Source organism: Neisseria flava (genome assembly GCF_982712965.1).
The window spans coordinates 1-26,630 of the sequence record NZ_CEXQBZ010000130.1 but is presented as its reverse complement, the minus strand read 5'-3'; the positions used below and the strand labels follow the sequence as shown (position 1 = coordinate 26,630).

Below are 26,630 nucleotides of genomic sequence, written 5' to 3'. Positions count from 1 at the left end.
CTTGGGTGTGTACGGGTGGCGGCGGGCGGTTTGTTGCTATGATACGGGAGTTCCGATATACAAGGGTGTGTGCGGTATGCACGTACGCGTTCTCCATTTTCCCTGCAACCCCAACCCACCGCGTGCGTGCCTTGCGACACACACCCTACCGATGGGATCAAAGGTCGTCTGAAAAAACGCTTGCGGCGTTTGTTCCATCTGCCTGGTGATAAAGGCTGCCTGAAAAAATCCTGCTGTTGATATTTCGGGCATTCTTTTTCAGACGACCTGCAACGCCTGAATCTGCTGCAATCCGCTCCCTCCCCCGTGGGGGAGGGTTGGGGAGAGGGCATTCCCCGAATTTCGGCAATCTTTCCCAACACACTAACCGCCCAAATACAAGCCTTGCGGCTTGTTGCCCTCTCTCTGGCTCTCTCCCACGGGGAGAGAGGACGAGTTAGCTGCTGAGATTAAGGGTTCTGCAAGGAAACAGGTTATGCAGGCTGCTTTTTACTTTTCAGACGACCTGTAATCAATGGCTGCAAACCCAAGTTACTTTTCAAACTGCCTGAAACCGCAAAATCTGCTGCAACCTTCTCCCTCCCCTCGTGGGGGAGGGTTGGGGAGAGAGCATTCTCCAAATTTCCGCAACCTTTCCCAACACCCTAACTGCCCATACAAGCCTTGCGGCTTGTTGCCCTCTCTCTAACTCTCTCCCACGGGGAGAGAGGACGGGGTAGCTGTTGGGATTAAGGGTTCTGCAAGGAAAATAGGTTTTGCAGGCTGCTTTTTTACTTTTCAGACGACCTGAAATCAACGGTTGTAAATCCAAGTTGCTTTTCAAACTGCCTGCAACCGTAAAACCTGCTGCAACCTGCTCCCTCCCCCGTGGGGGAGGGCTGGGGAGAGGGCATTCCCCGAATTTCGGTAACCTTTCCCAATATCCTACCACTCAAAATACAAGCCTTGCGGCTTGTTGCTCTCTCTCTAACTCTCTCCCACGGGAGAGAGGACGGGGCGGCTGTTGGGATGAAGGGTTCTGCAAGGAAAACAGGTTGTGCAGGCTGCTTTTTACTTTTCAGACGACCTTTATAAATGCTCAATTCAGGCAGCCTGCACCTTATAATTTTTAATAATTTAATCAAAATCAGCCATCTGCTACCGTGCAGACTGCTTTTCCAATTCCTGCAACACGCGCAGGATTTCTGCCAGCACATCGTTTGTCTGCTGCAAAATTTCGTGATTCCAAAAACGCAGCACGGTAAAGCCCAGGCTGTTCAGATATGCCGTCCGCGCGTGGTCGTATGCGGCTTGTTCTGTGTGCTGTCCGCCGTCCGCTTCGATAATCAGCTTGGGTGTTACGCACATAAAATCAACAATATAATTTCCCATCGGCTGCTGGCGGCGGAATTTATAGCCGTTCAGACGACCTGCCCGCAGGTGCTGCCACAATTTTGCTTCCGCCTCGCTCATTTCTTTGCGCATGGCTTTGGCGCGTTGATGCAGGGTGGGGTTGTCGGCGGTCAATAGTTTTTCGGGCGGGTTCATTTTTGTTGTCGGGTTGCTGTTTGTGCAAGCCTTGCGGCTTGCTGCCCTCTCCCTAGCCCTCTCCCACGGGAGAGGGGATGGGGTTGCTGATTGAATTAAATGTTGCGGCAAGACAATCTTTTTTCAGACGACCTTTTGCATTTTAATTTTACACAGGGTCGTCTGAAAAGCTTTCTTCAAAAGCTGGTAATAAACGTAATCAAGCCCAAAATGATACCGGGGGCGTTTGCCAGCATGACGGGGTAGTCGCGTTTTTCTTTCAAAAAGCCGTAGGCAACCCATAATGTGCAGTTGATGGCGGCGACGAGGGGTTGCAGCGGCGAGCCGGGGTTGCCCGCGAGGTTGTTTTGGATTTGCGGGATATAGGAAACGTACATACCTACGGCGGTCAGGGTGGCGACGACGGAGAGTACGCGCATTTGTTTTTCAGTCATGCTTTTCCTTTCTGATTTGAGGGTTGGGAGGTTGATTTTTCAGACGACGTTTTGTGTTGAGGGGTCGTCTGAATTTTTGTTTTTTATGTTTTGATTTTTATCGGGTTTCAGACGACCTTTGTTGAGTTGAGAGGTCGTCTGAAAAGGCGGCTTATTATTTTGCCGCTTTCATATTGTCAATGAATTTGTCAAACAGATAGCCGACATCCTGCGGGCCGGGGCTGGCTTCGGGGTGACCTTGGAAGCAGAACACGGGTTTGTCGGTCAGCTCGATGCCTTGCAAAGTGTTGTCGAACAAGGATTTGTGGGTAATTCTTGCGTTGGCGGGCAGGGTGTCGGCATCGACGGCGAAGCCGTGGTTTTGGCTGGTGATGACGACTTTGCCGCTGTCCAAATCTTGCACGGGGTGGTTCGCGCCGTGGTGGCTGAAGTGCATTTTCAGGGTTTTCGCGCCGATGGCGAGGCTGATGAGCTGGTGTCCCAAGCAGATGCCGAAGATGGGTTTGCCGCTTGCCATCAGTTTTTGCACGGCTTCGATGGCATAGGTACAAGGTTCGGGGTCGCCGGGGCCGTTGGAGAGGAACACACCGTCTGGGTTGAGTGCCAACACGTCTTCCGCGCTGGTTTGGGCGGGGACGACGGTTAGGCGGCAGCCGCGCGAGGCGAGCATACGCAGGATGTTGGTTTTTACGCCGAAATCGTAGGCAACAACGTGGAACGGCTGTTCGGCAGGGGTAACGAAACCTTTGCCCAACGCCCATTCGCCTTCGGTCCATTCGTAGGCTTCTTTGCAGGAAACTTCTTTTGCCAAATCTTTGCCGACCATGCTGCCGAACGCGGCGATGAGTTCTTGCGCTTTTTCAACCGTAGCGTCCGCGCCGGTCAAAATCGCGCCGCCTTGTGCGCCTTTTTCACGCAGCAGCGTGGTCAGGCGGCGGGTGTCGATGTCGGCGATGGCGACGGTTTTGTTGCGCACCAAATAGTCGTGCAGGCTTTCGGAAGCGCGGAAGTTGCTGTGCAGCAGCGGCAGGTCGCGGATAATCAAGCCTGCGGCATAAACGCTGCCGCTTTCTTCATCTTCGGCGTTGGTGCCGGTGTTGCCGATGTGCGGGTAGGTGAGGGTAACGATTTGTTTGCAGTAGGACGGGTCGGTCAGGATTTCCTGATAGCCGGTCATGGAAGTGTTGAACACGACTTCGCCGGAAGTCGAACCTTCGTAACCGATTGATGTGCCGTGAAATACGCTGCCGTCAGCGAGAACGAGAAGAGCCGGAGTGGTCATGATGGAATCCTGTTTGCCTGATGATGGTCGGTTTGCAGAAACGGGCAGGGGTCGTCTGAAAATTGTTTACAAAAAAGACCGCCTGAGAAAATATCGGCTAAAAAAAAACACGCCCCGCAGCCTTGATTTTGCTGCGTAACGTGCTTTTTCAGGCATAGCTGCCTATGCCGTAGAAGCAATGCATTCTACGTCAAAAAGCCGCATCGTTCAAGTTGTATCCTAAGATAGTTTCTACCTTAATAATCATGCGGTCTGTTTCATTTTCACCATTTGTCCCCTGTATCAGGCAAAAAAATATTCGGAACTGCACATAAATGACATTGTAAATGTTAGAATCACATTCCGAGAAAATAAAAACAACGTCATCATCCGTCAACCGACGATTTTATGAAAAAAGAACGCATTATGAAAAACAAATCTTCACGTTGCCCCGGCTCCATCCGTCCGATGATTTACAGCATCGCCTCCGCGCTCGCCCTGATGAACGGGGCGGCAAATGCCGCGACAAGCGAGTTCGCCAAAGTCCCGCTGTATCTGCAAAATGAAACCAAAATCGATAAACAGCCTGAAGTTAAGCATAATATTATGCTGTTTATTGATGATTCAGGTAGTATGGCGTGGAGCTCTATCAACGGCAAACGTATTTCAGTAGAGAATGGCAATATATCTCATGCATCACGAATGACAGTTGCAAAAGATGCTTTGAGCCAAGTGTTAAGTAAGCATGGTGGAGAGTTTAATTGGGCGTTGCAAACGTTGAATAACTCAGGACGAGCAGATACTACGGATAGGGAAGGATTTTCTATTCCTGCAACTGAGATTGCAAATAGGGTGAGAAAAATTAATCCTGATGGCGGTACGCCGACTACTTCACGTTATTTCGAGTTGGTTAGTCAAATTGTTATGCCAAATGTGAAATACCGTTGTCAGAAATCATATGTGGTTTTGATGTCAGATGGTGATGCAAACTTGAGCTGTCAGCGGGATAATCAGGGAAGGACTTGGGCTAGACCTGATTTTGGATATGGTTATTCTCGTTATTCGAGATATTATGGTAAGAATATGGATTTAAGTAATCCATTGTATTTAAATGCTTTTAATTATTTTGGGTCTAGGGCTCATGGTGTTTGTCAATATCAATCAGGAGGTGCGTACGATACCTCTTGGGATAGAGATAATGGCTTAGCTTTCTTCAGTAAAAAACTTACAGAGAAGGATTTTAAAACCGAAGGAACGGATGCTGCAGGTAAAAGCTGGAACGGCGATCCTAAAGATCCAGTCGATTACAGCAAACAATTGGTGCAGACTTTTACCGTAGGTTTCGGGCAAGGTATTACGGATTCAGGAAAGAGGTATTTACAGCTGGCTGCCAGTCGCCCCGAGTATTATTACGAAGCAGATAAACCTGAAAATTTGTTGAAGGCATTTAACGACATTGTAGAACAGATTAAATCTGACACGAAAAATGTAGGTTATGACGATGTAGGTGCGACTGCGCCTGCAACGACCAGCAGCAGCCTGCCTGGGATGTCGGCAGTTATCGGTTTGAAAACGAACTCTTGGAGCAGCCAGATTATTTTCCAAAGATTAGGGAAGGATGGTCGCCGCAGTGAAGAGTTGAAACAGTACCCGTCGTTTGCAAACCGTAAAACCCTGATTAATACGGATTCCGGTACTTATTTCATTAATAATATTCCCAATAATACTTTAAACAATGCCTATTTTGATATTGCAGATAATGGTAAAAATTCGGGTGAGTGGAGCGATTTGCTGAATTGGACGGGTCGTGTTGGTGATGATAAGTCAATACAAGATAAGTCGAAAAACACACCGTACAGTCAGGTTTACCGTATTCGGGAAGGTGATCAGCGCGATTTGGGCGATATTTTGGACGGTTCGGTTGCTGCTGTCGGTAATAAGACTAAATATAAAGTTGGCAACGATACTATCGAGCGTCAGAAATATATGGTTGCGGCTGCGAATGACGGCATGGTGCATTTGTTCCAAACCTCGTCAGATGCAAATCATCCGTATGAGCTGAAAGTCAGTTACATTCCTTCGACAATGGAGCGGGATGTCTCAGACGGCAATAATGTGAAAACAGTTACTTTGGCAAAGGTTTTGAAAAATATTGCCAAAGACAGCTATACATCGTCTATTACCAATCATGAATATATGATTAACGGCGGATTTACCTTGCGTCAGACTCCGGAAAATGATACTCAGCGCGTATTTATGTTCGGTGCGATGGGGCAAGGTGGTCGTGGTGCGTATGCCCTGAATATCGGCGGTAATGTAGATAAAGCTACCAAAACAGGTTTGGATGTCGCCGATACCGAATGGAATAAAACAGTTCCATTGTTTGAAACCATTAAAGGTGAGAAAAACACATTGGGCTATACCATCGGTACGCCGCAAATCGGACGCGTCTCAGTTAACAGACCTGCTGATAACGGGCGTGTAGATACAAAAGAAAACATTCGCTATGCGGGTTTTCTTGCCAGCGGTTATCGTGTTGAAGATAAAACCGATGCGAAAAACGAAACTGCATTATACATATATGAAATGTTAGGCAAGGAAGTAGGTACGGGCGATAAACGCGGTAGCGGTACAGGTAAAGCACCGGGCGAATTGTTGAAAAAAATCGAAGTCGAAGGCGGTGTAGGCGGTCTGTCCACGCCGACCCTTGTGGACACCGATTTTGACGGTGTAATTGATGTTGCCTATGCGGGCGACCGTGGCGGCAATATGTATCGTTTCGACCTGCGCGGCGAAAAACCAGACAACTGGAAGGCTGTTAAAATCTTTACGGGTTCGCCCAGCAAACCGATTACCTCCGCGCCCGCCGTTTCCCGCCGCAGAGCAAACGAATATGTCGTGATTTTCGGTACGGGCAGTGAGATTTATCAAAATGATCTGACCAATAAAGACAAGCAGTCTATTTACGGTATTTATGAAGATTTGACACCGAATCAGACCGTAACCGCTGCTTCCGAAAGTGATTTGCAACAACAAGAGTTTCGTCCTGAAGAAAAGGGAAAAGAAGGTTATATTTATCTAACTAACAAGCAGGTTGCCAAAACCCAAAAAGGTTGGAAAATCGATTTGCGTGATGGTGAACGGGTAAACGTCAAACCGACTATGATCTTGCGTACTGCTGTTGTGACTGTGCGTCGTTATGATTCTGTTACAGAAGAAAAATCTGCTGGTGCCGATGTTTGTTTGCCAACCAGTACAAGTGTAAAAACTGTGGCAAAAACTTCGTTCATTGGTGTGAATGCTGATAATGGAGGTGCATTGAACGCACGCAACGCACGCTTTACACCTGATAATGTTATCCGAAAATTGGACGGCTTCGGTATGCAATACGCCAATGGTTTGACTCGGGATGGGGTTATCAGCTTTACCTTCCTCAATCCGAGCAAATTGGATGATTCCCCCGTGACTGCAGATGGGGATTCAGGAGGTACGGGTACGGATAAAGAGCTTTCTGTTACGTCGAGTGCACCAAACAACAAATGCTTCTCCAATAAAGCGACTCGCAGCCTACTGTTAAATAAGGGTGAGTCTCTGGCAGTTGAGGGTCGTATCTGTGGTTTGCAACGTATCAGCTGGCGCGAGCTGTTTTTCTGATTGGTTAGTTAAACGTCGCATCCGATAGAAAGGTCGTCTGAAAACTTGGAAACAGGTTTTCAGACGACCTTTCCTTTTTCTTTTGCGTGGCTCTTTTAGTTATTAATTGAATTTTGAGCGAGCAGTAAACTAGGGCTTTTGCGCGGATAAAGTCCACGCTAAATTTCCTGATAAATATTGCGACGCAACATTGGTCGTCAGGCCAAGCTTATTTTTATGCTGCTATCGAATACAGTTTGTCGAGATGTATTCGACACGGGAGCCTGATTGATCAAACGAAAGGTCGTCTGAAAACTTGGAAACAGGTTTCAGACGACCTTTCGTTTGATATGCTTGATTCGATTAACCCGGTTTGCCATCCGCACGCGGACGGATGAGCCAAGGGATGTATTTCCATGCGTAAAGCAGCAAGGACAGGGCAAACAAGACTGCGGAAGTACGGATGCTGTGGGTGTAACCGGTGCCGCTGACGAAGGTTGCAATAATGCGGATGACGGTGGCGGCTATCATCAACCAAAAGGCAATGGGTACGGATTTGGGCGGCGGGTAGATAGAGTTGCCGGTATGCCCAAGCGCAGTTCGCGCCATCATCCCTAAGGTCAGGACACCGATACCGCCGACGCCGATAAGGTGCACGCCGAGGTTGAGGAATGGGGTATGGAAGTAAGAAGCTCCGACAGCAATCAGTCCCAAGCCAGTGAACAAATAACCCGCAAACAAAATCCACAGCATCGGCTCTTTCAAAACAGCTTTATACCACCAGCGGTAAACCTGCACGGTAAAAATCACACCCGTTGCAAAAGCAAAAGCTGATGATAGCCAAGGCAGGGCATGGTGCGCCATTAGCATGGCAGTCAACATAGGCAACCAAAGGGAGGCGTGCGCCACCCATACCGGACTGGGGATTTGCGGAACATTCAGGCGTTTGGAGGTAAAGAAGGAAATAATCCGCATACCGATAAGGCCGATAAAGCCTGAGACCATAATCAGACCGGACTGCAGCCCGCTGAGCAGTGCAGATGCGTTTCCGGCATGCAGTTGGAAGTGGAATGCGGCGTGTGTGCAGCCTAGGACGACGATAGCGAATACGGCGACGTAGTTGCGTTTGTTTTTGGAACGGATGACGGGCAATGCCATGCAAACTGCGCCGTACCAAAAAAACAGCGTACCGAGTATGCCGCTCGCGGTTGCGCCCCAACCCGGAATGAAAACGGCAATCCTTGCTGCCAACCAAAATGCGGTTAATCCGACCAAAACGCCGCCGCGCGTGGGCGGCTGCCCCGTCCAAGTGGCAACGGCGGTCAACAGAAAGGCAATAACGACGAGTCCGGCATAGCCCCAAATCATTTCATGGGCGTGCCAGTAAAAGCCGCGCAACTCGGGCGTACCTGTATAGCCGAAGCCCCAAAGCAGGATGGAGAGTGCGCCGTATAGTGCCGCCAGTGAGTAGAACGGGCGGAATGCCATTGCCCAAACAGGGTGTTTGAAAAAGGCGGTCATGGTAGTTCCTTGGTTTGTTTTTTGGAATGGTTTAATTTTAGATTTGAATGGATAGGAAAGGGTCGTCTGAAAAGGTCTTTTAGGATTTTCAGACGACCTTCTTGTCAGATTCCTTCAGGCGGAGGCAGGAACGGTTCGACTGCGGGAAACAGTTCGCGTTCTTCAAAGCGCGCATGGTCGCGCAGGGTAACGGCAAAGTCTTTGTTCCATGCTTCATTAAGATATTCAGGATTTGCCATCATGCCGCGCAATTTAGCGTGTTCAGCCTCGAAACGCTCACGCATCGCAACAGGGATATTTTGCCAATATGGAGCAAACATGGTTTCCTCTTCAGCAAAATGCGGTTCTAATTCAAGGAAATGGGCTTCCAACTCAGTCTGGTGGCTTTTAGCAGGCGTACGCAGAAGGCGGACACAGAGAGAAAGGGCGTGATGGTGTTCGCGGGAAAGTTCGATAAGTGCTGGATGGCGTTTTAACGGCTTCATAATATTTGATTATAATGATAATAAATTATCAAACTGCACTGGATTAATTTAAATGTTTCGGATATTATGAAACTTAATCATATATAAAGTCAAACACATAACGGCGACAGTTCTCCGCAGGATACACTGCCGCCGTCCTAAAAAAATAATATATTCAAACAGAGAAAACCATGTATCTGACGCAACATACGGATTATGGTCTGCGGGTATTGATTTATGCGGCCGTAAACGACGATTCGTTAGTCAATATCGGAACCATTGCCGAAGCCTATAACATTTCCAAAAGTCATCTGATGAAAGTCGTTACCGCGCTTGTCAAAGGCGGATTTCTAACCAGTACAAGAGGGAAAGGGGGCGGACTGCGTCTTGCCGATACTCCCGACAAAATCAACGTTGGCGCAGTCGTGCGCCATCTTGAGCCTATGCAGATTGTCGAATGTATGGGGGAAAACAACGAATGCCTGATTACGCCATCCTGCCGTCTTGCCGGTATTTTGGGCGGAGCGATTAAGGCTTTCTTTGCACATTTGGACGGATTCACTTTGCAAGATTTGCTTAATAAGCCGACTTATGATTTGTTGTATGAACCGAAAATTGAAATCATTGCAGAAAAAGTGAACGGCAAAACAGCATGATTTAACCTGTCAAATAGAGTATGCGAAAGTTTTGATAGGGTCTGTAGGTTAGGTGGTAGTGGAAATTATCAGGCGTATTTTTGTAATCGTAATATGCTTGTATAGGTAAGTTTTATTTTCAGACGACCTATAAATAGGTAAGTGCAATAGGTTTGTTTTTCCGTTCTTGTCAGTTTCTTGTTGATGGGGCTGGAAATAAATCTGAATAAACCCTATGGCAATAATGTTTGTGCCATTTGTTTGACGGGGTGTTACTCCATTGTTGTTATTTTATCTGTACGTTATATTATAAATTTTGAACTTTTGCTGTTAACCGCATTCTAATGCAACTAATATGAGGCATTGCGTCCTCTTTTTCTTTTGTTTTGTTGTGATAATGAATAGCAATATCAAAATATTATGTCGTATGATATTAAGTCGAAGAAATATTCCCAGGTGGATATTCATTTTAGAAACAAATGTAAAAATAGGTTGCAAACAAAAATTGTTGCTATTATCATGCGTCGATTATGAATAAAGAACGAATTTTAACTCCAGCAGTCGTCATCTCGGTGGTTTTAATCCACGCGGGTTTGGTCGCGTTGTTATGGCAAGCACACAAGCCGCCTGTGCCGGAAATGATGAATATTGAGTTTGTCGATTTGGCAGATTTGGGTGGTGATGGTGGCGGGGACGGTAGTCCTGAAGGCGAAGGTGCACCGGCAGCTCCGGAAAAGACGCCTGAGCCTGAACAACCAAAGCCAAGGCCAAAACCTAAGCCGGTTGAGCCTCCAAAGCCTATCATCAAGCCGGTGGTGACGAAAAAAGAGGATGCTGATATCCAGCAGCCTAAAGAGAAGCCGAAGCCGGTTGAAAAACCGAAGCCCGAACCTAAGCCGGAACCCAAACCTGAGCCTAAACCAGAGCCACGCCCAGAGCCTAAGCCTGAACCTAAAACAGAATCCAAACCTGCGCCTCAAGCCTCGGAATACACCGGTACTAAAACCGGTCCGAATACTGCGGAAAACGGAAAAGGCAGTGGAGAAGGTAAGGCTCTTCACGGTGAGGGTAAAGGAAGTGGTGGCGGTACGAAAGGTACCGGCAGCGGACGCGGTGAAGGCAGTGGATCAGGAAGCGGCGGTGCCAAAGGTGAACATGGATCAGGTACCGGTAGCGGCGGAGGCGCCGGGGGTGGAGGTGGAAGCGGCGGTCCTCCTGCCATTGTAGATAAAGGTTTCCTCCCTACTCCGGCTTATCCGCCTCTCTCTCTAGAAAACGGAGAGGAAGGGATAGTGCATTTATCTATTCTTGTTCAACCCGGTGGTAAGGTTGTAAAAGTTACCGTAACTAAAAGTAGCGGATTCCAACGTTTAGATAATGCAGCAAGGAAGGCAGCTACTGCCGCCGGCAGCCGATACCCCACAAACCGTTTGACAGAATACCGAGGTAAAATTAATTTCCAACTTCAGTAAATGAACGCGAATTACCTGTATTTTGACAAAAAGAAATTTTTAATTTTATTTTTAATCTGGAAAAATTATGGATTTGAAATTAGTGTTTGAATCAGGCGATTTCGTCCTGATCAGTGTATTCGTACTGATGCTGTTGATGAGCATTGTTACTTGGTGTCTGATTATCCTGCGCACTATCAAACTGAAAAAAGCCAAAAGTGCCAATGCTGAAGTGAAAACGCAAATGTTGAATGCTTTTACGCTGTCGGAGGCGGTACAGAAAGTGAAGAGCATTGATTCACCAATGAGCCGTGTAGCGGACGAATCTTTGCGTGCTTACCAAAGCTATCGTCAAAGCAATGCGAAAACACTTACTACCGAGCTGCCTTTGAATGAATACCTCGTCATTCAAATCCGAAACAGCATGGAGCAAGCTATGCGCCAGTTTGACTACGGTATGACTGCTTTGGCATCCATTGGTGCAACCGCTCCGTTTATCGGCTTGTTCGGTACGGTTTGGGGAATTTATCATGCTTTAATCAATATCGGTCAAAGTGGGCAAATGAGTATTGCTGCCGTTGCCGGTCCGATTGGTGAGGCGCTGGTATCGACTGCTGCCGGTTTGTTTGTCGCCATTCCTGCTGTTTTGGCGTACAACTTCCTCAATCGCGGTAAGAAAACCCTCTCTCAAGATATGGACGCTTTTGCGCACGATTTGCACGTCCGCCTGTTGAATCAAAAGGACTAAATTATGGCATTCGGCTCAATGAATTCCGGCGATGACGCGCCGATGTCAGACATTAACGTTACGCCTTTGGTCGATGTGATGCTGGTGTTGTTGATTGTTTTCATGATCACCATGCCTGTATTGACCCACTCGATTCCTTTGGAATTGCCGACAGCTTCGGAAAAAGCGGCAAAGCAGAAGGAAAAGCAGCCTAAAGATCCGCTGCGACTGACGATAGATGCCAACGGCAGCTACTATGTTGGCGGTGATTCTGCGACTAAAGTCGATATTGATACGGTGATTTCACGTTTGAAAACCGAGAAGCAGGAAAATGCGGATACCATCATAGCGATTGCGGCTGATAAAGCAGTAGAGTACGAATACGTCAACAAGGCACTCGAAGCCGCGCGTGAAGCCGGTATCAGTAAAGTCGGCTTTGTAACTGAAACTAAGGCGCAATAGGATTATCAATATATGATAAAAGGTCGTCTGAAAGGCTAAAGACTTTTCAGACGACCTTTTTATAATGGGTTGCCACTCTTTGCTTTGCTATCTTCCTCAACAAGGTAAGCATCGGGCAGGTGGTAGGCTGGGGAAGTGATAAAGGTCGTCTGAATCACTACCAAGCGTTTTCAGACGACCTTTCGTGTTAAATACAACAGGAACAGTACGGATTTGCGTCCCGTCAATGCAGACTATACTACGACCGATTACAATGACTCGGAATTTCCCGAATTTCCGATATTCAAGTTGTCGATTTCTTCTTGATGCGTAGCAAACCATTCTCCGACGACTTGGTTGACTTCTTCTATACCTTGCTTTTTAAGGCTGGAAAACAGTTGCACGCTGATACGCTGACGGGTCATATAGGGCTTGAGCGATTTTTTGACTGCACCCAAAGTTTTGATTTGATCGTTTTTCGACAGCTTGTCGGCTTTCGACAACAAAATATGTACAGGGCAACCGGTGATATGGAAAAAGTCGAGCATTCGTAAATCCAGCTCTTTTAACGGGTGGCGCGCATCCATAATCAACACCAAGCCAATGAGCTGGCGTCGTTGTTGGAGATAATCGCCCAAGAGTTTGACCCAATGCGTACGGATGGCTTCGGGAACTTGCGCATAACCGTAGCCCGGCAAATCGACCATGAAGCTGCCGTTGCTCAATTCGAAGAAATTGATGTGTTGGGTTCGTCCCGGCGTTTTGGAGACGTAAGCAAGCCGGACATGGTTGGTCAGGGTATTAATCGCGCTGGATTTGCCTGCATTACTCCGTCCGACAAATGCGATTTCTGCGGGCGTATCGGGCAGGTCTTTGAGATGGTTGACGGTGGTGAAGAATTTGGCGTTCTGAAAGAGGTTCATCCGTATTTCCTTGTTTCCTAGGATGGAGTGGCAGAATTTGCCGTGTCCATGTTGCGAAACATGGTAGTAATTTAATGTAAATCTAGTATAGAATAGCACGTTTATAGAATTATCGGTTTTTATCGGGTAAAATTTATCCGGCGTTTTGAGTATAAAAAAGGCATTGTCGCGGTATGCAATGCTGTAATCAGGAGCACTCCATGAAACGATTGACTTTAGCGGCCTTGGTTTTGGCTGCCGGTGCGGCTGTCGCTGCCCCGAAAGCGGATATTGCAAAAGGCAAAGAAGTAGCTACTACCATTTGTGCGGCATGTCATGCGGCAGACGGTAACAGCGGCATCGCCATGTACCCCAAACTTGCTGCGCAACATACTGGCTATATCTACCGTCAAACCTTGGACATTAAAGAAGGCAAACGTACACACGGCTCTGCCGCTGTGATGAAACCTATGGTGATGAACCTGTCCGAACAAGACATCCTGAATGTGTCCGCATTCTATGCCAAACAGCAGCCTAAACCCGGTGAAGCTAACCCTAAACAAAATGATCCTGTTTTGGGCGGTAAAATCTACCGCGGCGGTTTGGTGGATAAAAAAATCCCTGCATGTATGTCCTGCCACGGTCCTAGCGGCGCAGGTATTCCGGGCGGCGGCACTGAAATCGTCGCTTATCCGCGCTTAGGCGGCCAACATATGTCTTATGTGGTCGATCAAATGAAGGCGTATAAATCCGGACAACGCAAAAATGCGATTATGGAAGACATCGCCAAACGCATGACCGAAGAAGAGTTGAATTCAGTTGCCAACTTTATCCAAGGTCTGCATTGATTTCTGCCGGATTTGTATTGTTTGCCCGCTTTTGCGGCGAACGTGAATATGAGGTCGTCTGAAAACTCCTGCTCTTCTGGGCTGGGTTGTTTTCAGACGACCTTGTGCGATGGTAGCTGCCGCTTTTGAGGCAATAAGTTTTTTCAAATGGCGGCTCTGGGCTTTTTACTCCATCATATCCACCTGTCCGCGCCGTTTCCAATGTTTGGGTTCTTCCGAATCCTGACAGTCTTTGTATTCCTTATAGAATCAAACCGCTATGAGCAAATCCTCTTCATCCGTCCCTCTTATTCACAAACCTTGGTTCGCTTTTTTAAGCTCTATGCGTTTTGCCGTTGCCCTGCTCAGCCTTTTGGGCGTCGCTTCGGTCATCGGGACGGTGTTGCAGCAAAACCAGCCGCAGGTCAATTATGTCGTGAAATTCGGCCCGTTTTGGGCGCAGATTTTCAACTTTTTAGGCCTGTACGATGTTTATGCATCGGCTTGGTTTGTGGTCATCATGATGTTTTTGGTGATATCGACCAGCTTGTGCCTGATTCGCAATGTTCCGCCTTTTCTTCGCGAAATCAAATCGTTCCGTGAAAACGCCAAAGAGAAATCATTGGCGGCGATGCGCCATTCGACCGTTTTGGAAGGCAAGATGTCGTCTGAAATCGCCCAGCGTTATCTTGAAGTACAAGGCTTCAGCTGCAAAACCGTAACGCGCGAAGACGGTTCGGTTTTGGTTGCCGCCAAAAAAGGGGCGATGAACAAGTGGGGCTATATTTTTGCCCATGCCGCGCTGATTGTGATTTGTTTAGGCGGCTTGATAGACAGCAACCTGCTGCTGAAAATCGGTATGCTGACCGGACGCGTCGTGCCGGACAACCATTCCGTCTATGCCAAAGACTTCAAACCGGAAAGCATTTTGGGTACGTCGAACCTGTCGTTCCGCGGCAATGTGAACATTACCGAAGGGCAAAGCGCGGACGTGGTCTTCCTCAATGCCGACAACGGGATGCTGGTTCAGGATTTGCCGTTTGAAGTGAAGCTAAAGAAGTTCCACATCGACTTTTACAATACCGGGATGCCGCGTGATTTTGCCAGCGATTTGGAAATTACCGACAAGGAAAGCGGCAAAAAATCGGAACACACCATCCGCGTCAATCATCCACTGACGCTGCACGGCATCACCATCTATCAAGCGAGCTTTGCCGACGGCGGATCCGATTTGAAGTTTAAAGCCTGGAATTTGGGCAGCACAAGCCGCGAGCCGGTAACGCTCAGGGCGACATCTATGCGCGATTTCCCGCTCGACATCGGCAATACGTCCTACAAACTGGAGTTTGACCAATTCACGTCCATGAACGTGGAAGACATGAGCAAGTCGTCTGAAAAAGAGCAAACCCTGCAATCAGCGATTAACGACGTGCGCGCCGTCTCTCAAGAAAACAAAAAATACACCAACATCGGCCCATCCGTTGTTTACCGAATCCGCGACAAAGCGGGTCAGGCTGTCGAATATAAAAACTATATGCTGCCCGTTAAGCAGGAACAGGATTATTTCTTCATCACCGGTACGCGCACAGGTCTGGAACAGCAATACCGTTGGCTGCGCATTCCTGCCGATAAGACTTTCAAACCCGATACCTTCATGGCGATGCGCGAACTCTTGAAAGACGAAGCCGCACGCAAAGCCGTCATCCGCAACGCGACCTTGAACGCGCCCGAAAACATCCGCGAGCAATTCACCCTTGCCGCCGAAAATACCTTGGGCATTTTTGCGAAAGGCGGCTATTTGGCGTTGGACGAATTTATCACCAAGAACATCCCCAAAGAGCAGCAGGAAAAAATGCAGGGATATTTTTACGAAATGCTGTTCGGCGTTATGAATGCCGTATTGGAAGAAACCATCCAAAAATACAAGCTGACCGAGTGGCCTCAAGACGAAGCGCGCAACCGCTTCCTGCTGCACAGCATGGACGCCTATACCGGCCTGACCGAATACCCCGCACCCATGCTCCTGCAACTGGACGGCTTTGAAGAAGTCCGCTCTTCCGGCTTGCAAATGACCCGTTCGCCCGGTGCATTTTTAGTCTATTTAGGCTCTGTTTTGCTGGTTCTCGGCACGATATTTATGTTCTACATCCGCGAGAAACGCGCGTGGGTTCTGTTTTCAGACGACCGCATCCGCTTTGCCATGTCTTCCAGCCGCAACGAGCGCGACCTGCAAAAAGAGTTTCCGCAACATACACAAAGCCTGCAACGACTGGCGAAAGATTTGAACCATGACGCATAACCATAACCCCCTACCCGAACACGAGCTGCTGATGCACAAATCGTTCCTCAAGTCCCTGAATACGGTCGACTGCATATTCGCCCTCTTGACCGCAGCCGGCGCATTCTTCGCACAAACCCGCATTCAGCACGCCATGGACATCTACGAAATGGTGATTTTGTGGGCAAGCGCGGGTATTACCGTCTTTTTAGGCTGGTTTTTCAAACCCATGCGCTGGTTTGCCCCCTTGTGTGCCGTCCTCGCATACGGCGCCGTCATGCTCTACGATGGCGAAATCACGCATTCTGACGGCTTCCTGCTTAAATACTTCCTCAGCAGCCAGTCCGCGATTATGTGGCAATGCGCCTTCGTCTTCTTCGCACTCTTCGCCTACATCACCGGCGCCGTACTGGCACAACGCAAAAACGTCGCCACCAACACCCTGCTCGGCATGGGTTCTGTATTCGCTTGGGTATCCGCCGTCGCAGGCTTTACCGGACTTTTAGTGCGCTGGCACGAAAGCTATCTCCTGCGCCCTGACGCAGGACACATCCCCGTTTCCAACCTCTACGAAGTCTTCATCCTCTTCCTCGTCATCACCGCCCTGATGTACCTCTACTACGAAGCCCGTTTTGCCGTACAAAAACTCGGCGGTTTCGTCTTCAGCTTCATGGCGATCGTCGTCGGCTTCGTCCTTTGGTACAGCTTTTCCCGCGAAGCACACACCATCCAACCCCTGATTCCCGCCCTGCAATCATGGTGGATGAAAATCCACGTCCCCGCCAACTTTATCGGCTACGGCGCATTCTGTATCGCCGCCATGCTCGGCATCGCCGAACTCTGGGCATTGAGAAACGAAAACGCCGGCAAAAAATCATGGCTGCCGCATTCGCAAGTCATCGAAGAAGTCATGTATAAAGCCATCGCCGTCGGTTTCCTGTTCTTCACCATTGCCACCATCCTCGGCGCACTGTGGGCTGCCGACGCATGGGGACGTTACTGGAGCTGGGACCCGAAAGAAACATGGGCATTCATCGTCTGGCTCAACTACGCCGTCTGGCTGCACCTGCGCCTTGTCGCAGGCTGGCGCGGCAAAATCCTCGCATGGTGGGCAGTCATCGGACTCTTCGTTACCGCCTTCGCCTTCATCGGCGTCAATATGTTCCTAAGCGGCCTGCACTCTTACGGCACCTTGTAAGCGTCAAAGCACAATAAAGAAAGGTCGTCTGAAAAGCTTATATGGTTTTCAGACGACTTTTTTTGAAAATACAGGGCATGCTTGTATCCCTTTTGCTTTGATAGCTTCGGTTTATAGTGGATTAACTTTAAACCAGTACGGCGTTGCCTCGCCTTGCCGTACTATCTGTACTGTCTGCGGCTTCGTCGCCTTGTCCTGATTTAAATTTAATCCACTATAAAACAGAGATCGCACCCGTAAGAAAAAAGGGAGTATGCTAGCTCCCTTAAACAGAGGTCGTCTAAAAATAGTTTTATATTTTCAGACGACCTTTTCTTTGCATAAAGCACTAAAGGCTTAGTAGCGGTAAGCTGCCAGTTTGCGCCGTATTTCAGGAATAGCGGCTTTCGCGGCACGCTCCCCCTCGGCGATCGCACGTTGTTTTTGGCTGAAGCCGCCGACTGCGCCTAAGTCCAAAACTTGGGGATGGATGACGACATTTGCTTGGCTTAATTCATGTTGCAGGGCAGATTGCGACATGACGTTGATGGATTGGTCGAGGTAGGAGAAAAAGCCTTGTTTGAGGTTTTTAGACGGCCTGTCGGAAATATCAACGGCGATGATGAAGTTTGCCCCCTGTTTTTTTGCCGCGCTGACGGGTACGGGCTGGGTCAGTCCGCCGTCAACGTATCGACGGCCGCCGATCAGGACGGGTTGGAACACGTTGGGGATGGCGGCGGATGCGCGGACTGCCTGTCCGGCATTGCCGCGGTTGAAGGCGACGGCTTTGGAAGATTCGAAGTCGGTGGCGACGGCGGCGAATTTAATCGGGAAGTCTTGAATCGGGCGGTTACCGACTTTGCGGTTGATGTAGTCTTGCAGTTTTTGTCCTTTGATAAAGCCGCTGGTGGATAGGGTCAGATCGACCAAATCGGTTGAGCCGAGAATTTCGGCTTCCAATTCCAAACGGTCGGGACTTGCGCCGGAGGCATACAGGCTGCCGACGATGGCGCCTGCCGACGTACCGGTAATGATTTTGACGGGGATGCCGTTTTGTTTGAGGGCTTTGATGATGCCGATATGGGCAAACCCTTTGGATGCGCCGCCGCCGAGTGCTAAAGCAACGACTGCCTGCGGTTTGGGGGGAGGGGTAATTTGGGTGTTGTGCCGCGGCGGGTTGACGGGTGAAGTGTTGCTTGGACACGCACTGAGGATCAGAACGGAAGAGACGGTCAGCGCGGTACGGAAAACGGAGGAAAAGGAGGATTTCATTTTCAGACGACCTCTGTGTAAGAAGGATGTTTTGCCAGGGTGATAATGGAACACGGTAAATTTTATCTTAGCAATCACGTTAAGATGTTATCGTTTGGCATTATCGCACAGCAAGAGGTCGTCTGAAAACGGTTTGTCATTGTTTTTCAGGCTTTTTTACTGCCGTATAGTCTGCCGGTGCGGGAGGGGCGGATTCCGGCATGATGATGACGGTACTTGAACGGTCGTCCGTCAGCATTTGTGCGGCTTTTTGTACTTCTTCGGCGGTTACGGCCTGTATGCGGCGGCGGATTGCGGCTTCATCGGAATATTTGAACCCGCGCGCTTCCAAACGACCCATCAGCGAAGCTTGTGAAACCATAGAGTCGCGCGCGTAGATTTCGCCCGCCAATGCCTGTGCTTTGATACGGTCGAGTTCTTCTTTGCTGATGCCGTTGTCGGCGATGTCTTTGATTTCGGACTTCATCTGCGTAAGCAGGGTTTCAGCGGATACGTTTTCAGCAGGCATTCCAAATACGCCGAACAGCGGCATTTCGCGGCTGAGCAGGTCGTAATGGGCATTCGCGCTTAATGCACTTTGTTTGCCTCGCACGAGGTTTTTGTCCAAACGGCTGGAAGTGTTGCCCGCCAAAACGTTGGTCAGGACATCCAAGGCGTAAGGCAGCTTGTCGTCAAGGCGGAAGAGGGAGGGAACGCGCCAGCTGATGGCAGCCAACGGTTGACGGGTAACGGGAGAGGAAGCTTGGGCAACAGAAGGTGCGCGTTTGACGGGTTCGGTTTTCAGATTGTTCCGCTCAGGCAAAGCTTTACGCGGTATTTTGCCGAACAATCCTGCCGCCGTGCGCAGGGTCTGTTTGGCATCGACATCGCCGATGATGACCAAAACGGCATTATTGGGTGCGTAGAATTGTTTGTACCAAGCGCGCAGATCGTCGGCGCGCAAGGTGTGCAGGTCTTCCATATAGCCGATAATGGAGGCTTTCATGGAGGGCAGGGTAAAGCTATTCAGATAGATTTGTTCCCACATTTTCCCGTCGGCATCGTCTTCCGTGCGCTGGCGGCGTTCTTCTCGGATAACGTTCATTTCGGTAGCGAACTCTTTATCACTGAAATTGAGGTTGTGCATCCGGTCGGCTTCAAGTTTGAGAACTTCAGGCAAGTTGGCAGAGGCAATATTGGCGTAATATACCGTTTCGCTGCGGTTGGTGTAGGCATTGTCATCGCCGCCCAAACGGGCGATGCGGCTGCTGTATTCGCCCGATGGTACGGAAGGTGTGCCTTTAAACATCATGTGTTCTAAGGCGTGGCTCAATCCGCTTTTGCCCGGTTTCTCATCCACGCTGCCGACTTTGTACCAAATTTGAGAAACGGCGACAGGCGCGCGGTGGTCTTCTTTGACGATGATTTTCAGACCGTTGGGCAGGGTTTGGGATAAGGTTTGTGCGAAGGTGGCGCAAGAGAGGAGGCAGGCAGATAAAAAAACATAACGGCTCAGCATAATGGCTCCCTAATAAATAGTAATGGACAGACTGTAACAAGAAATTTGCCCTCAGGCTATAAAAAAGGTCGTCTGAAAACCCCGATTCAAGGTTTTCAGACGACTTTTCCACATTTTAAAGTCAGGAGAATCAGACTTACACGATGCCTTGCGCCAGCATCGCATCGGCGACTTTGACGAAACCGGCGATGTTCGCGCCGTTGACGTAGTTGGTTTTGCCGTTTTCAGTGCCGTATTTCAGGCAGGATTCGTGGATGCTTTGCATGATGTCAAACAGGCGTTGGTCGACTTCTTCGCGGCTCCAAGACAGGCGGACGGCGTTTTGGCTCATTTCCAAGCCTGAAGTTGCCACGCCGCCGGCGTTGGAAGCTTTGCCCGGCGCATACAGGATGCCCGCTTTGACGAACTGCTCGACCGCGCCCAAAGTAGAAGGCATGTTCGCACCTTCGGCAACGACGTAGCAGCCGTTTGCCAGCAGGGTTTTGGCAGCTTCTTCGTCCAATTCGTTTTGGGTCGCGCAAGGCAGGGCAACTTCGGCGGCAACGCTCCATGGTTTTTGGTTTTCAAAGTATTTCAAACCTTGTTCTTGGGCGTAGGTGGAAACACGTTCGCGGCGGACTTCTTTCAGCTCGATAAGCGCGGCGAGTTGGTCTTCGGTCATGCCGCTGTCGGGGAAGAGGACGAAGCCGTTGGAGTCGGAAATAGTAAGCACTTTCGCGCCCAGTTGGATGGCTTTCTCGGCGGCGTATTGTGCGACGTTGCCGGAGCCGGAAATCAGCACGCGTTTGCCTTCAATCGAATCGCCGCGCGTTTGCAGCATGGATTGGGCGAAGTACACGGTACCGTAGCCGGTCGCTTCCGGACGGATAAGGCTGCCGCCCCATTCGAGGCCTTTGCCGGTCAGGACGGAGGCAAATTCGTTGCGGATTTTTTTGTATTGTCCGAACAGGAAGCCGATTTCGCGACCGCCTACGCCGATGTCGCCTGCGGGTACGTCGGTGTTCGGACCGATGTGGCGGTAGAGTTCGTTCATAAAGGCTTGGCAGAAACGCATCACTTCAGCGTCGGATTTGCCTTTGGGATCAAAGTCGGAGCCGCCTTTGCCGCCGCCCATAGGCAGGGTAGTCAGAGCGTTTTTAAACACTTGCTCGAAGGCGAGGAATTTCAATACGCCCAAATCGACGGTCGGGTGGAAGCGCAAGCCGCCTTTGTAAGGGCCGATGGCGGAGTTCATCTGAATGCGGTAGCCGCGGTTGACTTGGACTTGTCCTTTGTCGTCCACCCAAGTGACGCGGAACATAATCACGCGCTCAGGTTCGACGATGCGCTCAAGCAGGTTTTGCTGGGTATATTTCGGATTTTTTGCCAAAAACGGCCCCAAGCTCATGAATACTTCTTCAACCGCTTGGTGAAACGGCTCTTGATTGGGGTTGCGTTGTTTTAGATTGGCAAACAAGGCATTCAGGTCAGTCATTTGGTGCTCCTTGACAATAGGATTAAAGAGATAATGAATTTATGGAAAGAAATATAAACCTAATTTTTTTGCCTGCCAAGCGGTTTTGACGAAAATTGTTGACATTATTTTTTTGAGAATTTTATTATTTAGTATATATTTCCAATAAAATAAAAAATTTATTTTTAAAATTCTATTATATTAATATAAATTGAATTTATATTCTAAGTAATTAAACTAGAAATTCAGAGTGGAGCTGCGTAAAAATTTAATCTGGCGCAAATTTTCATGTAAATATGACCAATATTGTCAACAATAACGCTGATTTTTTACTTGAAAAAGAAGCTAAGAAAGAAAATAACACATTAAAAAATGAATCTTGTTTGAGCTGGAAAAGCTCGATTTCGGAACATTCGATAAGGGATCATGCAAAGGTCGTCTGAAACCGGATTTGCCGTTTTCAGACGACCTCTATCATGCAGCTCACTGACAAATTGCTATACAATACGCCCCAAACATTTCCAACAACAGACACTCTTAAAGGATACCAATGAAAGCCTACCACGACTTAATGCGCCACGTTCTCGAAAACGGCATCGACAAATCCGACCGTACCGGCACTGGTACGCGCTCGGTGTTCGGTTATCAAATGCGCTTCGATTTGAGTCAAGGCTTTCCGCTGCTGACCACCAAAAAGCTGCACTTGCGCTCGATTATTCATGAGCTGCTTTGGTTCCTCAAAGGCGATACCAATATCAAATATTTGAAAGATAACAATGTTTCCATCTGGGACGAGTGGGCGGACGAAAACGGCGACTTGGGGCCTGTGTACGGCTACCAATGGCGCAGTTGGCCTGCACCCGATGGCCGCCATATCGACCAGATTGCCAATGTGGTGGAACAAATCAAAAAAAATCCCGATTCCCGCCGCCTGATTGTGTCGGCATGGAATCCGGTGCTGGTGGATGAAATGGCATTGCCACCATGCCATGCGCTGTTCCAGTTTTACGTCGCCAACGGCAAATTGTCCTGCCAGCTTTACCAACGCAGCGCGGACATTTTCCTTGGCGTGCCGTTCAACATCGCCAGCTACGCGCTGTTGACCATGATGATTGCCCAAGTTTGCGGGCTGGAAGCGGGCGAATTTATCCACACCTTCGGCGATGCGCATCTGTACAGCAACCATTTTGAACAGGCAAAACTGCAATTGAGCCGCGACTTCCGCGCGCTGCCGGTGATGAAAATTAATCCTGAAGTCAAAGACTTGTTTGCATTCAAATTTGAAGATTTCGAGTTGGAAGGCTACGACCCGCATCCGCACATCAAGGCTGCCGTAGCGGTGTAGTTTGGAGAATAGATAAAAGGTCGTCTGAAATTTCAGACGACCTTTTGATTACGGCGGGTTTATAGGATGCCGTTGGTGTGCACGTGGTCTTCTGTTACTGGTAAGGTTTTATGCTGGTAGGAATAGACGGCATCTTGGATGGTGTTGATGTTTTTGCTGACGCTGACCAATACATCAGACATGCTGACGTTGCTGCCTTTGGTATTGACATTATCAAGCGTATCGCCGTTATGAGTGTTGGAGTTGGCATAAACATCAATATCCGATTCATAACGCAGCCAGGTTTTGTAGATTTGGCCTTTGATGTCGGTTACCAAGGTATTATTTGCCATATTTAAATTAGCATTAACCTTACCATCCCCGGTGCTGCGGACTTCAACGATACCGTTATCCAGGTGTCCGTGTAGTGACAGGGTATTATTGGTAACGTTATATTCCTTGGCATTTGTACGCATAAAGGCAAATTCAGCATAACCGCCGGATTCTTCACGAACGGTAACGGCGTTGTTGTTTAGCGTAACCGAACCATGCATCGGTACGTCGGAGTGATGTTCTTCAATATAGAAAGGAACAGCTCCGCTCTTTATTTTGCCAATATCGGCAACATTATCACTGATGTTGATGGTGCTGGTACCGATACCTTTTTCATGAGTTTGCGGGGCGTAGGTATCATTGATAACCGCCATCAGGTATTTGGTGGATTCGCCACTGATTTTGTTACCGGTAATGTTTAGTGTGTAATCCATTTTTTGTTCATGGTTACGGAATTCGATACCGTAGGTTTGGATATTGTCTTTATAGACCTCCAAGTTATTGATTGTGTTGTTGCTGATGTCAAAATAGCCTTTATCTTTACTGTGTAAGTCCCGGCGTTGCGTATTGGTCTGTACTTGGATACCTGAATACATATGGTAGTCGTATCCCGGAGTGTCATCGACTGCAAGACGGAACGAAGTGTCCTGTGTAATGACATTACCGGATATTTTGACGTTATCCAGCGAGAATTGGCGGTTATAGACCGCAATACCGTACAGGCGGTCGCCATTTAGTGTGTTGTTCTCAATTAAGACGTCTGTGCCGTCATGCACGTCCAGACCTTTCCGGTAGTTGTGGTCGGTCGTATTTTTGCGGTAGGTGATGCCGTAATTGTAGCTACCTGCAGCGGCGGCGATGCCGTAGCCGGTGCCTCCATCATCTTGGTGTCCGTTCCAGGACAAGAGGTTGCCTTCTCCGAGGAAATTCTTTTGATAGGAAACCAGTGCGCCGGCAACGCGGTTGTGGTGCAGGTTGGAGTCAACGATACGGTTATTTTCACCTAAAGGCAGTGAATCGTATTTGTCGTCGATGGAGCCGTTGGCAACACGGTCTTTATAAGATAGTTTGTAGCCTGCTTCGCGCATGAGTGCAGCGGTAGAGGTAAAGGTTATACCTGCACGGTTTGCACCGGATACTTCCACTTTGCTGATCAGGGTGTTGTCTGCATCGTTGACTAAAATGCCGTTTACTTTACCGAAATAGCTTAAACCTTTGCGGTAGAAATCAGCGTTGGTGTATCGAACGGATAGGTCGGCAATCGTTTTGCCATTTTGACCATCTACCAAGATACCTGCAAAAGCTCGAACATCATCGTGGTTAGTGTTGGAATTGAATATACCAACTTGAGCTTTGTCAAAGTTGATTTGGGTTTTGCCCATGCCAGCACCGAAGATGCCTTTAACACCGGAGGTATTATTGTCGATAACGATTTGGTCAGAAATGTAATAAGTGCCGTCCATAAACAGCATGGCTTTTTCTTTATGAGCAGCTTCGAGTGCGGCTTTGATAGCCGCCAGGCTGTCTTTTTTACCTGTCGGATCTGCGCCGAAATCATTTACATTAATGTAACGACCATATTGTTTGGACTCATATACTTTATAGTCGCCGGATTCTGATTGTTTGCCTTCTGCAGAATTATGGATGTGGGCAGTCGCAGTCGTTCCTTTTTCAGCAACAGGTTGCGTAGGAGAAACGCTTTTGTTGTTTTGGTGCTGCGCTGCATTATTGTCGTCATCGGAAAGGTCGGTTACTTTACCTGCATTGTTTTGCGTTGGCAGCGTACTTTTGCCGACATGGGATTTATCGGATGATGGGTTGTCTGTTTTAGAGACTGTATTTTTTACAGGTTTGCTCATTTCTTCTTCGGTTGAAGAATGATTACCTGGTTTGTTTGCCGAATGTTTGATTTGTTCGGCACGGTTTTTCTCTGCTAATTCAGCTTTTGCAGCAGCGTCAGCAGCTTTGCGGGCTGCTTCTGCTTTTTCGCGAGCAGTGATGATGGCTGCCTTACGATCGATTTCTCGTTTTTGTTCCAAAGCTACACGTTCGGCTTCAGCTTTTTCTCGGGCTGCTTTGCGCTCGGCTTCAGCTCTTTCTTGTGCGGCCTTTTTCTCTGCGGCAGCCTTTTTCTCTGCGGCAGCCATAGCGATTTTATGAGCAGCTTCAGCTCTTTCTTGAGCAGCCTTTTTCTCTGCAGCAGCTTTTTTCTCTGCGGCAGCCATAGCGATTTTATGAGCAGCTTCAGCTCTTTCTTGAGCAGCCTTTTTTTCGGCAGCAGCTTTTTTCTCTGCAGCGGCCATCGCAGCTTTATGAGCAGCTTCAGCTCTTTCCTGAGCAGCTTTCTTCTCGGCAGCGGCTTTGGCTTGAGCAGCGGCTATGGCGGCTTTATGAGCAGCTTCAGCTCTTTCCTGAGCAGCTTTCTTCTCGGCAGCGGCTTTGGCTTGAGCAAGCAACTTGGCTTCGAAAGGCGTCAGTTTGGATTTATTTATAGGAACCTTGGCGGGCTGTATATTTTGAGTGCCAGCAATATTAGTTTTGCCGTAAGTTTGCTTCGGTAGAGCAGTAGCGATATTCATTCCACCCATTGAGTGCTCGAAAATCAAAGCATTCAGTGTAGAAGAAGTTGTTTGACTTTGTTGGGTTATATTTGAGGTTGTACGAGATGTGTGGATATTGGTTTGCCCATGATTAGTGAGTGCAGACAGAGTTTGTTTTGACATAATTTGTATTTCCCATGTTTGAACATTACGGATTCATACCCGTAGCAGTGTAACGATATGGTGTTCCTTTTATCAAATAGAGGAGTTTCCCAGTGTAAGAAAAATACTGCTTGCGGCAGAAGTTTTCGACTGAAAACCGATTGAAAGGTTTTTAGCTTTAACCGGGTGGCCCGTATCTATCCGTTTTTCTGATGGTGTATTGCCTTGGAAATTAAGGAAAGCCTTTTATGGTTCGGACTATGGCCGTTTTGATTGTTTGTAGCATATCTAGACGGTCGAACCTCTTATTATTCATTCATTCACGCTATCTGTACTGTATTTTGGGTTATTTGGGTAATTTAACCTAAATTAAGTAAGATTACGAGATTGTTTATTAGTTCACTGTAACTGAAACAAATATTCCCTTTTGTTTTGGTAGGATGAGTTAATATCTGAAATGAATAATTGAGAGTAATTCTAGCATGGTAGATATAAAAAATGATGTATTCATAAAAAATATTTAAGCTGGAAATTTAAACTATTGAAAATGTTACTAATTATATTTGGTGATTGGTTTGTAGAAATGGATTTTTTCAGAAAAACTGTTGTTTTTCGTACCGCTTGGTAAAATAAAAGACCGTTTGTTTTCAAAAAGGTTGTCTGAAAATTTGAACTGCACCCCAAAAGTTGGATACATCCCCTCCAACTCACAAGGTGCAGTTTTTTTATGAGCAAATATACATTACACTTCAAATACCAAGCCGTACTCC

Annotated in this window: 20 protein-coding genes; 10 read left to right on the top strand and 10 right to left on the bottom strand. The window is 48.2% G+C overall.

The window, feature by feature from the left end:
- Nucleotides 1–209, top strand: a 209-nt coding sequence (locus AC5M9B_RS10055) for a hypothetical protein (RefSeq protein ID WP_487648595.1), incomplete at its 5' end; no start/stop codon positions are given.
- Nucleotides 210–1,137: 928 nt separating this feature from the next.
- On the opposite strand, the gene AC5M9B_RS10050 is transcribed toward AC5M9B_RS10055, so the two are convergent.
- From AC5M9B_RS10050 to carA, 3 genes are all read right to left on the bottom strand, one after another.
- The gene (locus tag AC5M9B_RS10050; RefSeq protein WP_080613329.1) at nucleotides 1,138–1,527 is read right to left on the bottom strand and encodes an endonuclease domain-containing protein; all 390 of its coding nucleotides are present in this window, start codon (nucleotides 1,525–1,527) and stop codon (nucleotides 1,138–1,140) included.
- Nucleotides 1,528–1,703: 176 nt separating this feature from the next.
- Nucleotides 1,704–1,961, bottom strand: a complete 258-nt coding sequence (locus AC5M9B_RS10045; protein WP_003686764.1) for a SemiSWEET family transporter — start codon at nucleotides 1,959–1,961, stop codon at nucleotides 1,704–1,706.
- Between the two features lie 154 nt (nucleotides 1,962–2,115).
- Complete coding sequence (gene carA / locus AC5M9B_RS10040; RefSeq protein ID WP_487648594.1) at nucleotides 2,116–3,243, bottom strand: glutamine-hydrolyzing carbamoyl-phosphate synthase small subunit; 1,128 nt, start codon at nucleotides 3,241–3,243, stop codon at nucleotides 2,116–2,118.
- 387 nt (nucleotides 3,244–3,630) lie between these two features.
- Here carA and pilC point away from each other — a divergent pair, with 387 nt between their 5' ends.
- A complete protein-coding gene (pilC, locus tag AC5M9B_RS10035; protein WP_487648593.1) occupies nucleotides 3,631–6,876 on the top strand; it encodes a PilC family type IV pilus tip adhesin in 3,246 nt (1,081 codons plus the stop codon).
- Nucleotides 6,877–7,218: 342 nt separating this feature from the next.
- Here the strand turns inward: pilC and AC5M9B_RS10030 are convergent, their stop codons facing one another.
- Together AC5M9B_RS10030 and AC5M9B_RS10025 are read right to left on the bottom strand one after the other, a co-directional pair.
- Nucleotides 7,219–8,376, bottom strand: coding sequence for an NnrS family protein (locus tag AC5M9B_RS10030; protein WP_101810361.1), 1,158 nt, complete (start codon nucleotides 8,374–8,376; stop codon nucleotides 7,219–7,221).
- Between the two features lie 104 nt (nucleotides 8,377–8,480).
- Nucleotides 8,481–8,861: a hemerythrin domain-containing protein gene (locus AC5M9B_RS10025; RefSeq protein ID WP_070656156.1), complete on the bottom strand. Its 381-nt coding sequence runs from the start codon at nucleotides 8,859–8,861 to the stop codon at nucleotides 8,481–8,483.
- Nucleotides 8,862–9,031: 170 nt separating this feature from the next.
- Between AC5M9B_RS10025 and AC5M9B_RS10020 the strand changes: the two genes are divergently transcribed.
- The 4 genes from AC5M9B_RS10020 to AC5M9B_RS10005 all read left to right on the top strand — a co-directional run bounded on the left by AC5M9B_RS10020 (nucleotide 9,032) and on the right by AC5M9B_RS10005 (nucleotide 12,115).
- Nucleotides 9,032–9,496 carry an RrF2 family transcriptional regulator gene (locus AC5M9B_RS10020; protein ID WP_003744407.1) on the top strand — a complete coding sequence of 155 codons (465 nt, stop codon included), beginning with the start codon at nucleotides 9,032–9,034 and terminating at the stop codon, nucleotides 9,494–9,496.
- 509 nt (nucleotides 9,497–10,005) lie between these two features.
- On the top strand, nucleotides 10,006–10,947 hold the full coding sequence (locus AC5M9B_RS10015) for a TonB family protein (RefSeq protein WP_070656154.1): 942 nt from the start codon (nucleotides 10,006–10,008) through the stop codon (nucleotides 10,945–10,947).
- 67 nt (nucleotides 10,948–11,014) lie between these two features.
- Nucleotides 11,015–11,674, top strand: coding sequence for a MotA/TolQ/ExbB proton channel family protein (locus AC5M9B_RS10010; RefSeq protein WP_003744404.1), 660 nt, complete (start codon nucleotides 11,015–11,017; stop codon nucleotides 11,672–11,674).
- Between the two features lie 3 nt (nucleotides 11,675–11,677).
- Complete coding sequence (locus AC5M9B_RS10005; RefSeq protein WP_003744403.1) at nucleotides 11,678–12,115, top strand: ExbD/TolR family protein; 438 nt, start codon at nucleotides 11,678–11,680, stop codon at nucleotides 12,113–12,115.
- A 248-nt stretch (nucleotides 12,116–12,363) separates the two neighbouring features.
- Here the strand turns inward: AC5M9B_RS10005 and yihA are convergent, their stop codons facing one another.
- Complete coding sequence (yihA, locus tag AC5M9B_RS10000) at nucleotides 12,364–13,017, bottom strand: ribosome biogenesis GTP-binding protein YihA/YsxC (protein WP_070656149.1); 654 nt, start codon at nucleotides 13,015–13,017, stop codon at nucleotides 12,364–12,366.
- A gap of 200 nt (nucleotides 13,018–13,217) precedes the next feature.
- On the opposite strand from yihA, the gene AC5M9B_RS09995 reads away from it, so the two are divergent.
- From AC5M9B_RS09995 to ccsB, 3 genes are all read left to right on the top strand, one after another.
- Nucleotides 13,218–13,844: a c-type cytochrome gene (locus tag AC5M9B_RS09995; RefSeq protein WP_019270436.1), complete on the top strand. Its 627-nt coding sequence runs from the start codon at nucleotides 13,218–13,220 to the stop codon at nucleotides 13,842–13,844.
- 322 nt (nucleotides 13,845–14,166) lie between these two features.
- A complete protein-coding gene (locus AC5M9B_RS09990) occupies nucleotides 14,167–16,122 on the top strand; it encodes a cytochrome c biogenesis protein ResB (RefSeq protein ID WP_455007499.1) in 1,956 nt (651 codons plus the stop codon).
- Nucleotides 16,112–17,299, top strand: coding sequence for a c-type cytochrome biogenesis protein CcsB (gene ccsB / locus AC5M9B_RS09985; RefSeq protein WP_455007496.1), 1,188 nt, complete (start codon nucleotides 16,112–16,114; stop codon nucleotides 17,297–17,299). Before AC5M9B_RS09990 ends, ccsB begins: the two co-directional genes overlap by 11 nt.
- 336 nt (nucleotides 17,300–17,635) lie before the next feature.
- Here ccsB and AC5M9B_RS09980 read toward each other — a convergent pair whose 3' ends face one another.
- From AC5M9B_RS09980 to gdhA, 3 genes are all read right to left on the bottom strand, one after another.
- Entirely contained in the window at nucleotides 17,636–18,550 is a 915-nt protein-coding gene (locus AC5M9B_RS09980) for a patatin-like phospholipase family protein (protein WP_049226148.1), read from the bottom strand.
- A 136-nt stretch (nucleotides 18,551–18,686) separates the two neighbouring features.
- Nucleotides 18,687–20,048, bottom strand: a complete 1,362-nt coding sequence (locus AC5M9B_RS09975) for a M16 family metallopeptidase (protein ID WP_455007495.1) — start codon at nucleotides 20,046–20,048, stop codon at nucleotides 18,687–18,689.
- A gap of 136 nt (nucleotides 20,049–20,184) precedes the next feature.
- Nucleotides 20,185–21,522: an NADP-specific glutamate dehydrogenase gene (gene gdhA, locus AC5M9B_RS09970; RefSeq protein ID WP_070656141.1), complete on the bottom strand. Its 1,338-nt coding sequence runs from the start codon at nucleotides 21,520–21,522 to the stop codon at nucleotides 20,185–20,187.
- Between the two features lie 529 nt (nucleotides 21,523–22,051).
- On the opposite strand from gdhA, the gene AC5M9B_RS09965 reads away from it, so the two are divergent.
- Nucleotides 22,052–22,846 carry a thymidylate synthase gene (locus AC5M9B_RS09965; RefSeq protein ID WP_070656138.1) on the top strand — a complete coding sequence of 265 codons (795 nt, stop codon included), beginning with the start codon at nucleotides 22,052–22,054 and terminating at the stop codon, nucleotides 22,844–22,846.
- Nucleotides 22,847–22,905: 59 nt separating this feature from the next.
- Here AC5M9B_RS09965 and AC5M9B_RS09960 read toward each other — a convergent pair whose 3' ends face one another.
- Nucleotides 22,906–25,746, bottom strand: a complete 2,841-nt coding sequence (locus AC5M9B_RS09960) for a right-handed parallel beta-helix repeat-containing protein (protein WP_487648592.1) — start codon at nucleotides 25,744–25,746, stop codon at nucleotides 22,906–22,908.
- Nucleotides 25,747–26,630: the final 884 nt, after the last annotated feature.

Coding starts and splice junctions, on each gene's coding strand:
- AC5M9B_RS10050 (WP_080613329.1), bottom strand. CDS start 1,527: ATGAACCCGCCCGAAAAACTATTGACCGCCGACAACCCCACCCTGCAT.
- AC5M9B_RS10045 (WP_003686764.1), bottom strand. CDS start 1,961: ATGACTGAAAAACAAATGCGCGTACTCTCCGTCGTCGCCACCCTGACC.
- carA (WP_487648594.1), bottom strand. CDS start 3,243: ATGACCACTCCGGCTCTTCTCGTTCTCGCTGACGGCAGCGTATTTCAC.
- pilC (WP_487648593.1), top strand. CDS start 3,631: ATGAAAAAAGAACGCATTATGAAAAACAAATCTTCACGTTGCCCCGGC.
- AC5M9B_RS10030 (WP_101810361.1), bottom strand. CDS start 8,376: ATGACCGCCTTTTTCAAACACCCTGTTTGGGCAATGGCATTCCGCCCG.
- AC5M9B_RS10025 (WP_070656156.1), bottom strand. CDS start 8,861: ATGAAGCCGTTAAAACGCCATCCAGCACTTATCGAACTTTCCCGCGAA.
- AC5M9B_RS10020 (WP_003744407.1), top strand. CDS start 9,032: ATGTATCTGACGCAACATACGGATTATGGTCTGCGGGTATTGATTTAT.
- AC5M9B_RS10015 (WP_070656154.1), top strand. CDS start 10,006: ATGAATAAAGAACGAATTTTAACTCCAGCAGTCGTCATCTCGGTGGTT.
- AC5M9B_RS10010 (WP_003744404.1), top strand. CDS start 11,015: ATGGATTTGAAATTAGTGTTTGAATCAGGCGATTTCGTCCTGATCAGT.
- AC5M9B_RS10005 (WP_003744403.1), top strand. CDS start 11,678: ATGGCATTCGGCTCAATGAATTCCGGCGATGACGCGCCGATGTCAGAC.
- yihA (WP_070656149.1), bottom strand. CDS start 13,017: ATGAACCTCTTTCAGAACGCCAAATTCTTCACCACCGTCAACCATCTC.
- AC5M9B_RS09995 (WP_019270436.1), top strand. CDS start 13,218: ATGAAACGATTGACTTTAGCGGCCTTGGTTTTGGCTGCCGGTGCGGCT.
- AC5M9B_RS09990 (WP_455007499.1), top strand. CDS start 14,167: ATGCGTTTTGCCGTTGCCCTGCTCAGCCTTTTGGGCGTCGCTTCGGTC.
- ccsB (WP_455007496.1), top strand. CDS start 16,112: ATGACGCATAACCATAACCCCCTACCCGAACACGAGCTGCTGATGCAC.
- AC5M9B_RS09980 (WP_049226148.1), bottom strand. CDS start 18,550: ATGAAATCCTCCTTTTCCTCCGTTTTCCGTACCGCGCTGACCGTCTCT.
- AC5M9B_RS09975 (WP_455007495.1), bottom strand. CDS start 20,048: ATGCTGAGCCGTTATGTTTTTTTATCTGCCTGCCTCCTCTCTTGCGCC.
- gdhA (WP_070656141.1), bottom strand. CDS start 21,522: ATGACTGACCTGAATGCCTTGTTTGCCAATCTAAAACAACGCAACCCC.
- AC5M9B_RS09965 (WP_070656138.1), top strand. CDS start 22,052: ATGAAAGCCTACCACGACTTAATGCGCCACGTTCTCGAAAACGGCATC.
- AC5M9B_RS09960 (WP_487648592.1), bottom strand. CDS start 25,746: ATGGGTGGAATGAATATCGCTACTGCTCTACCGAAGCAAACTTACGGC.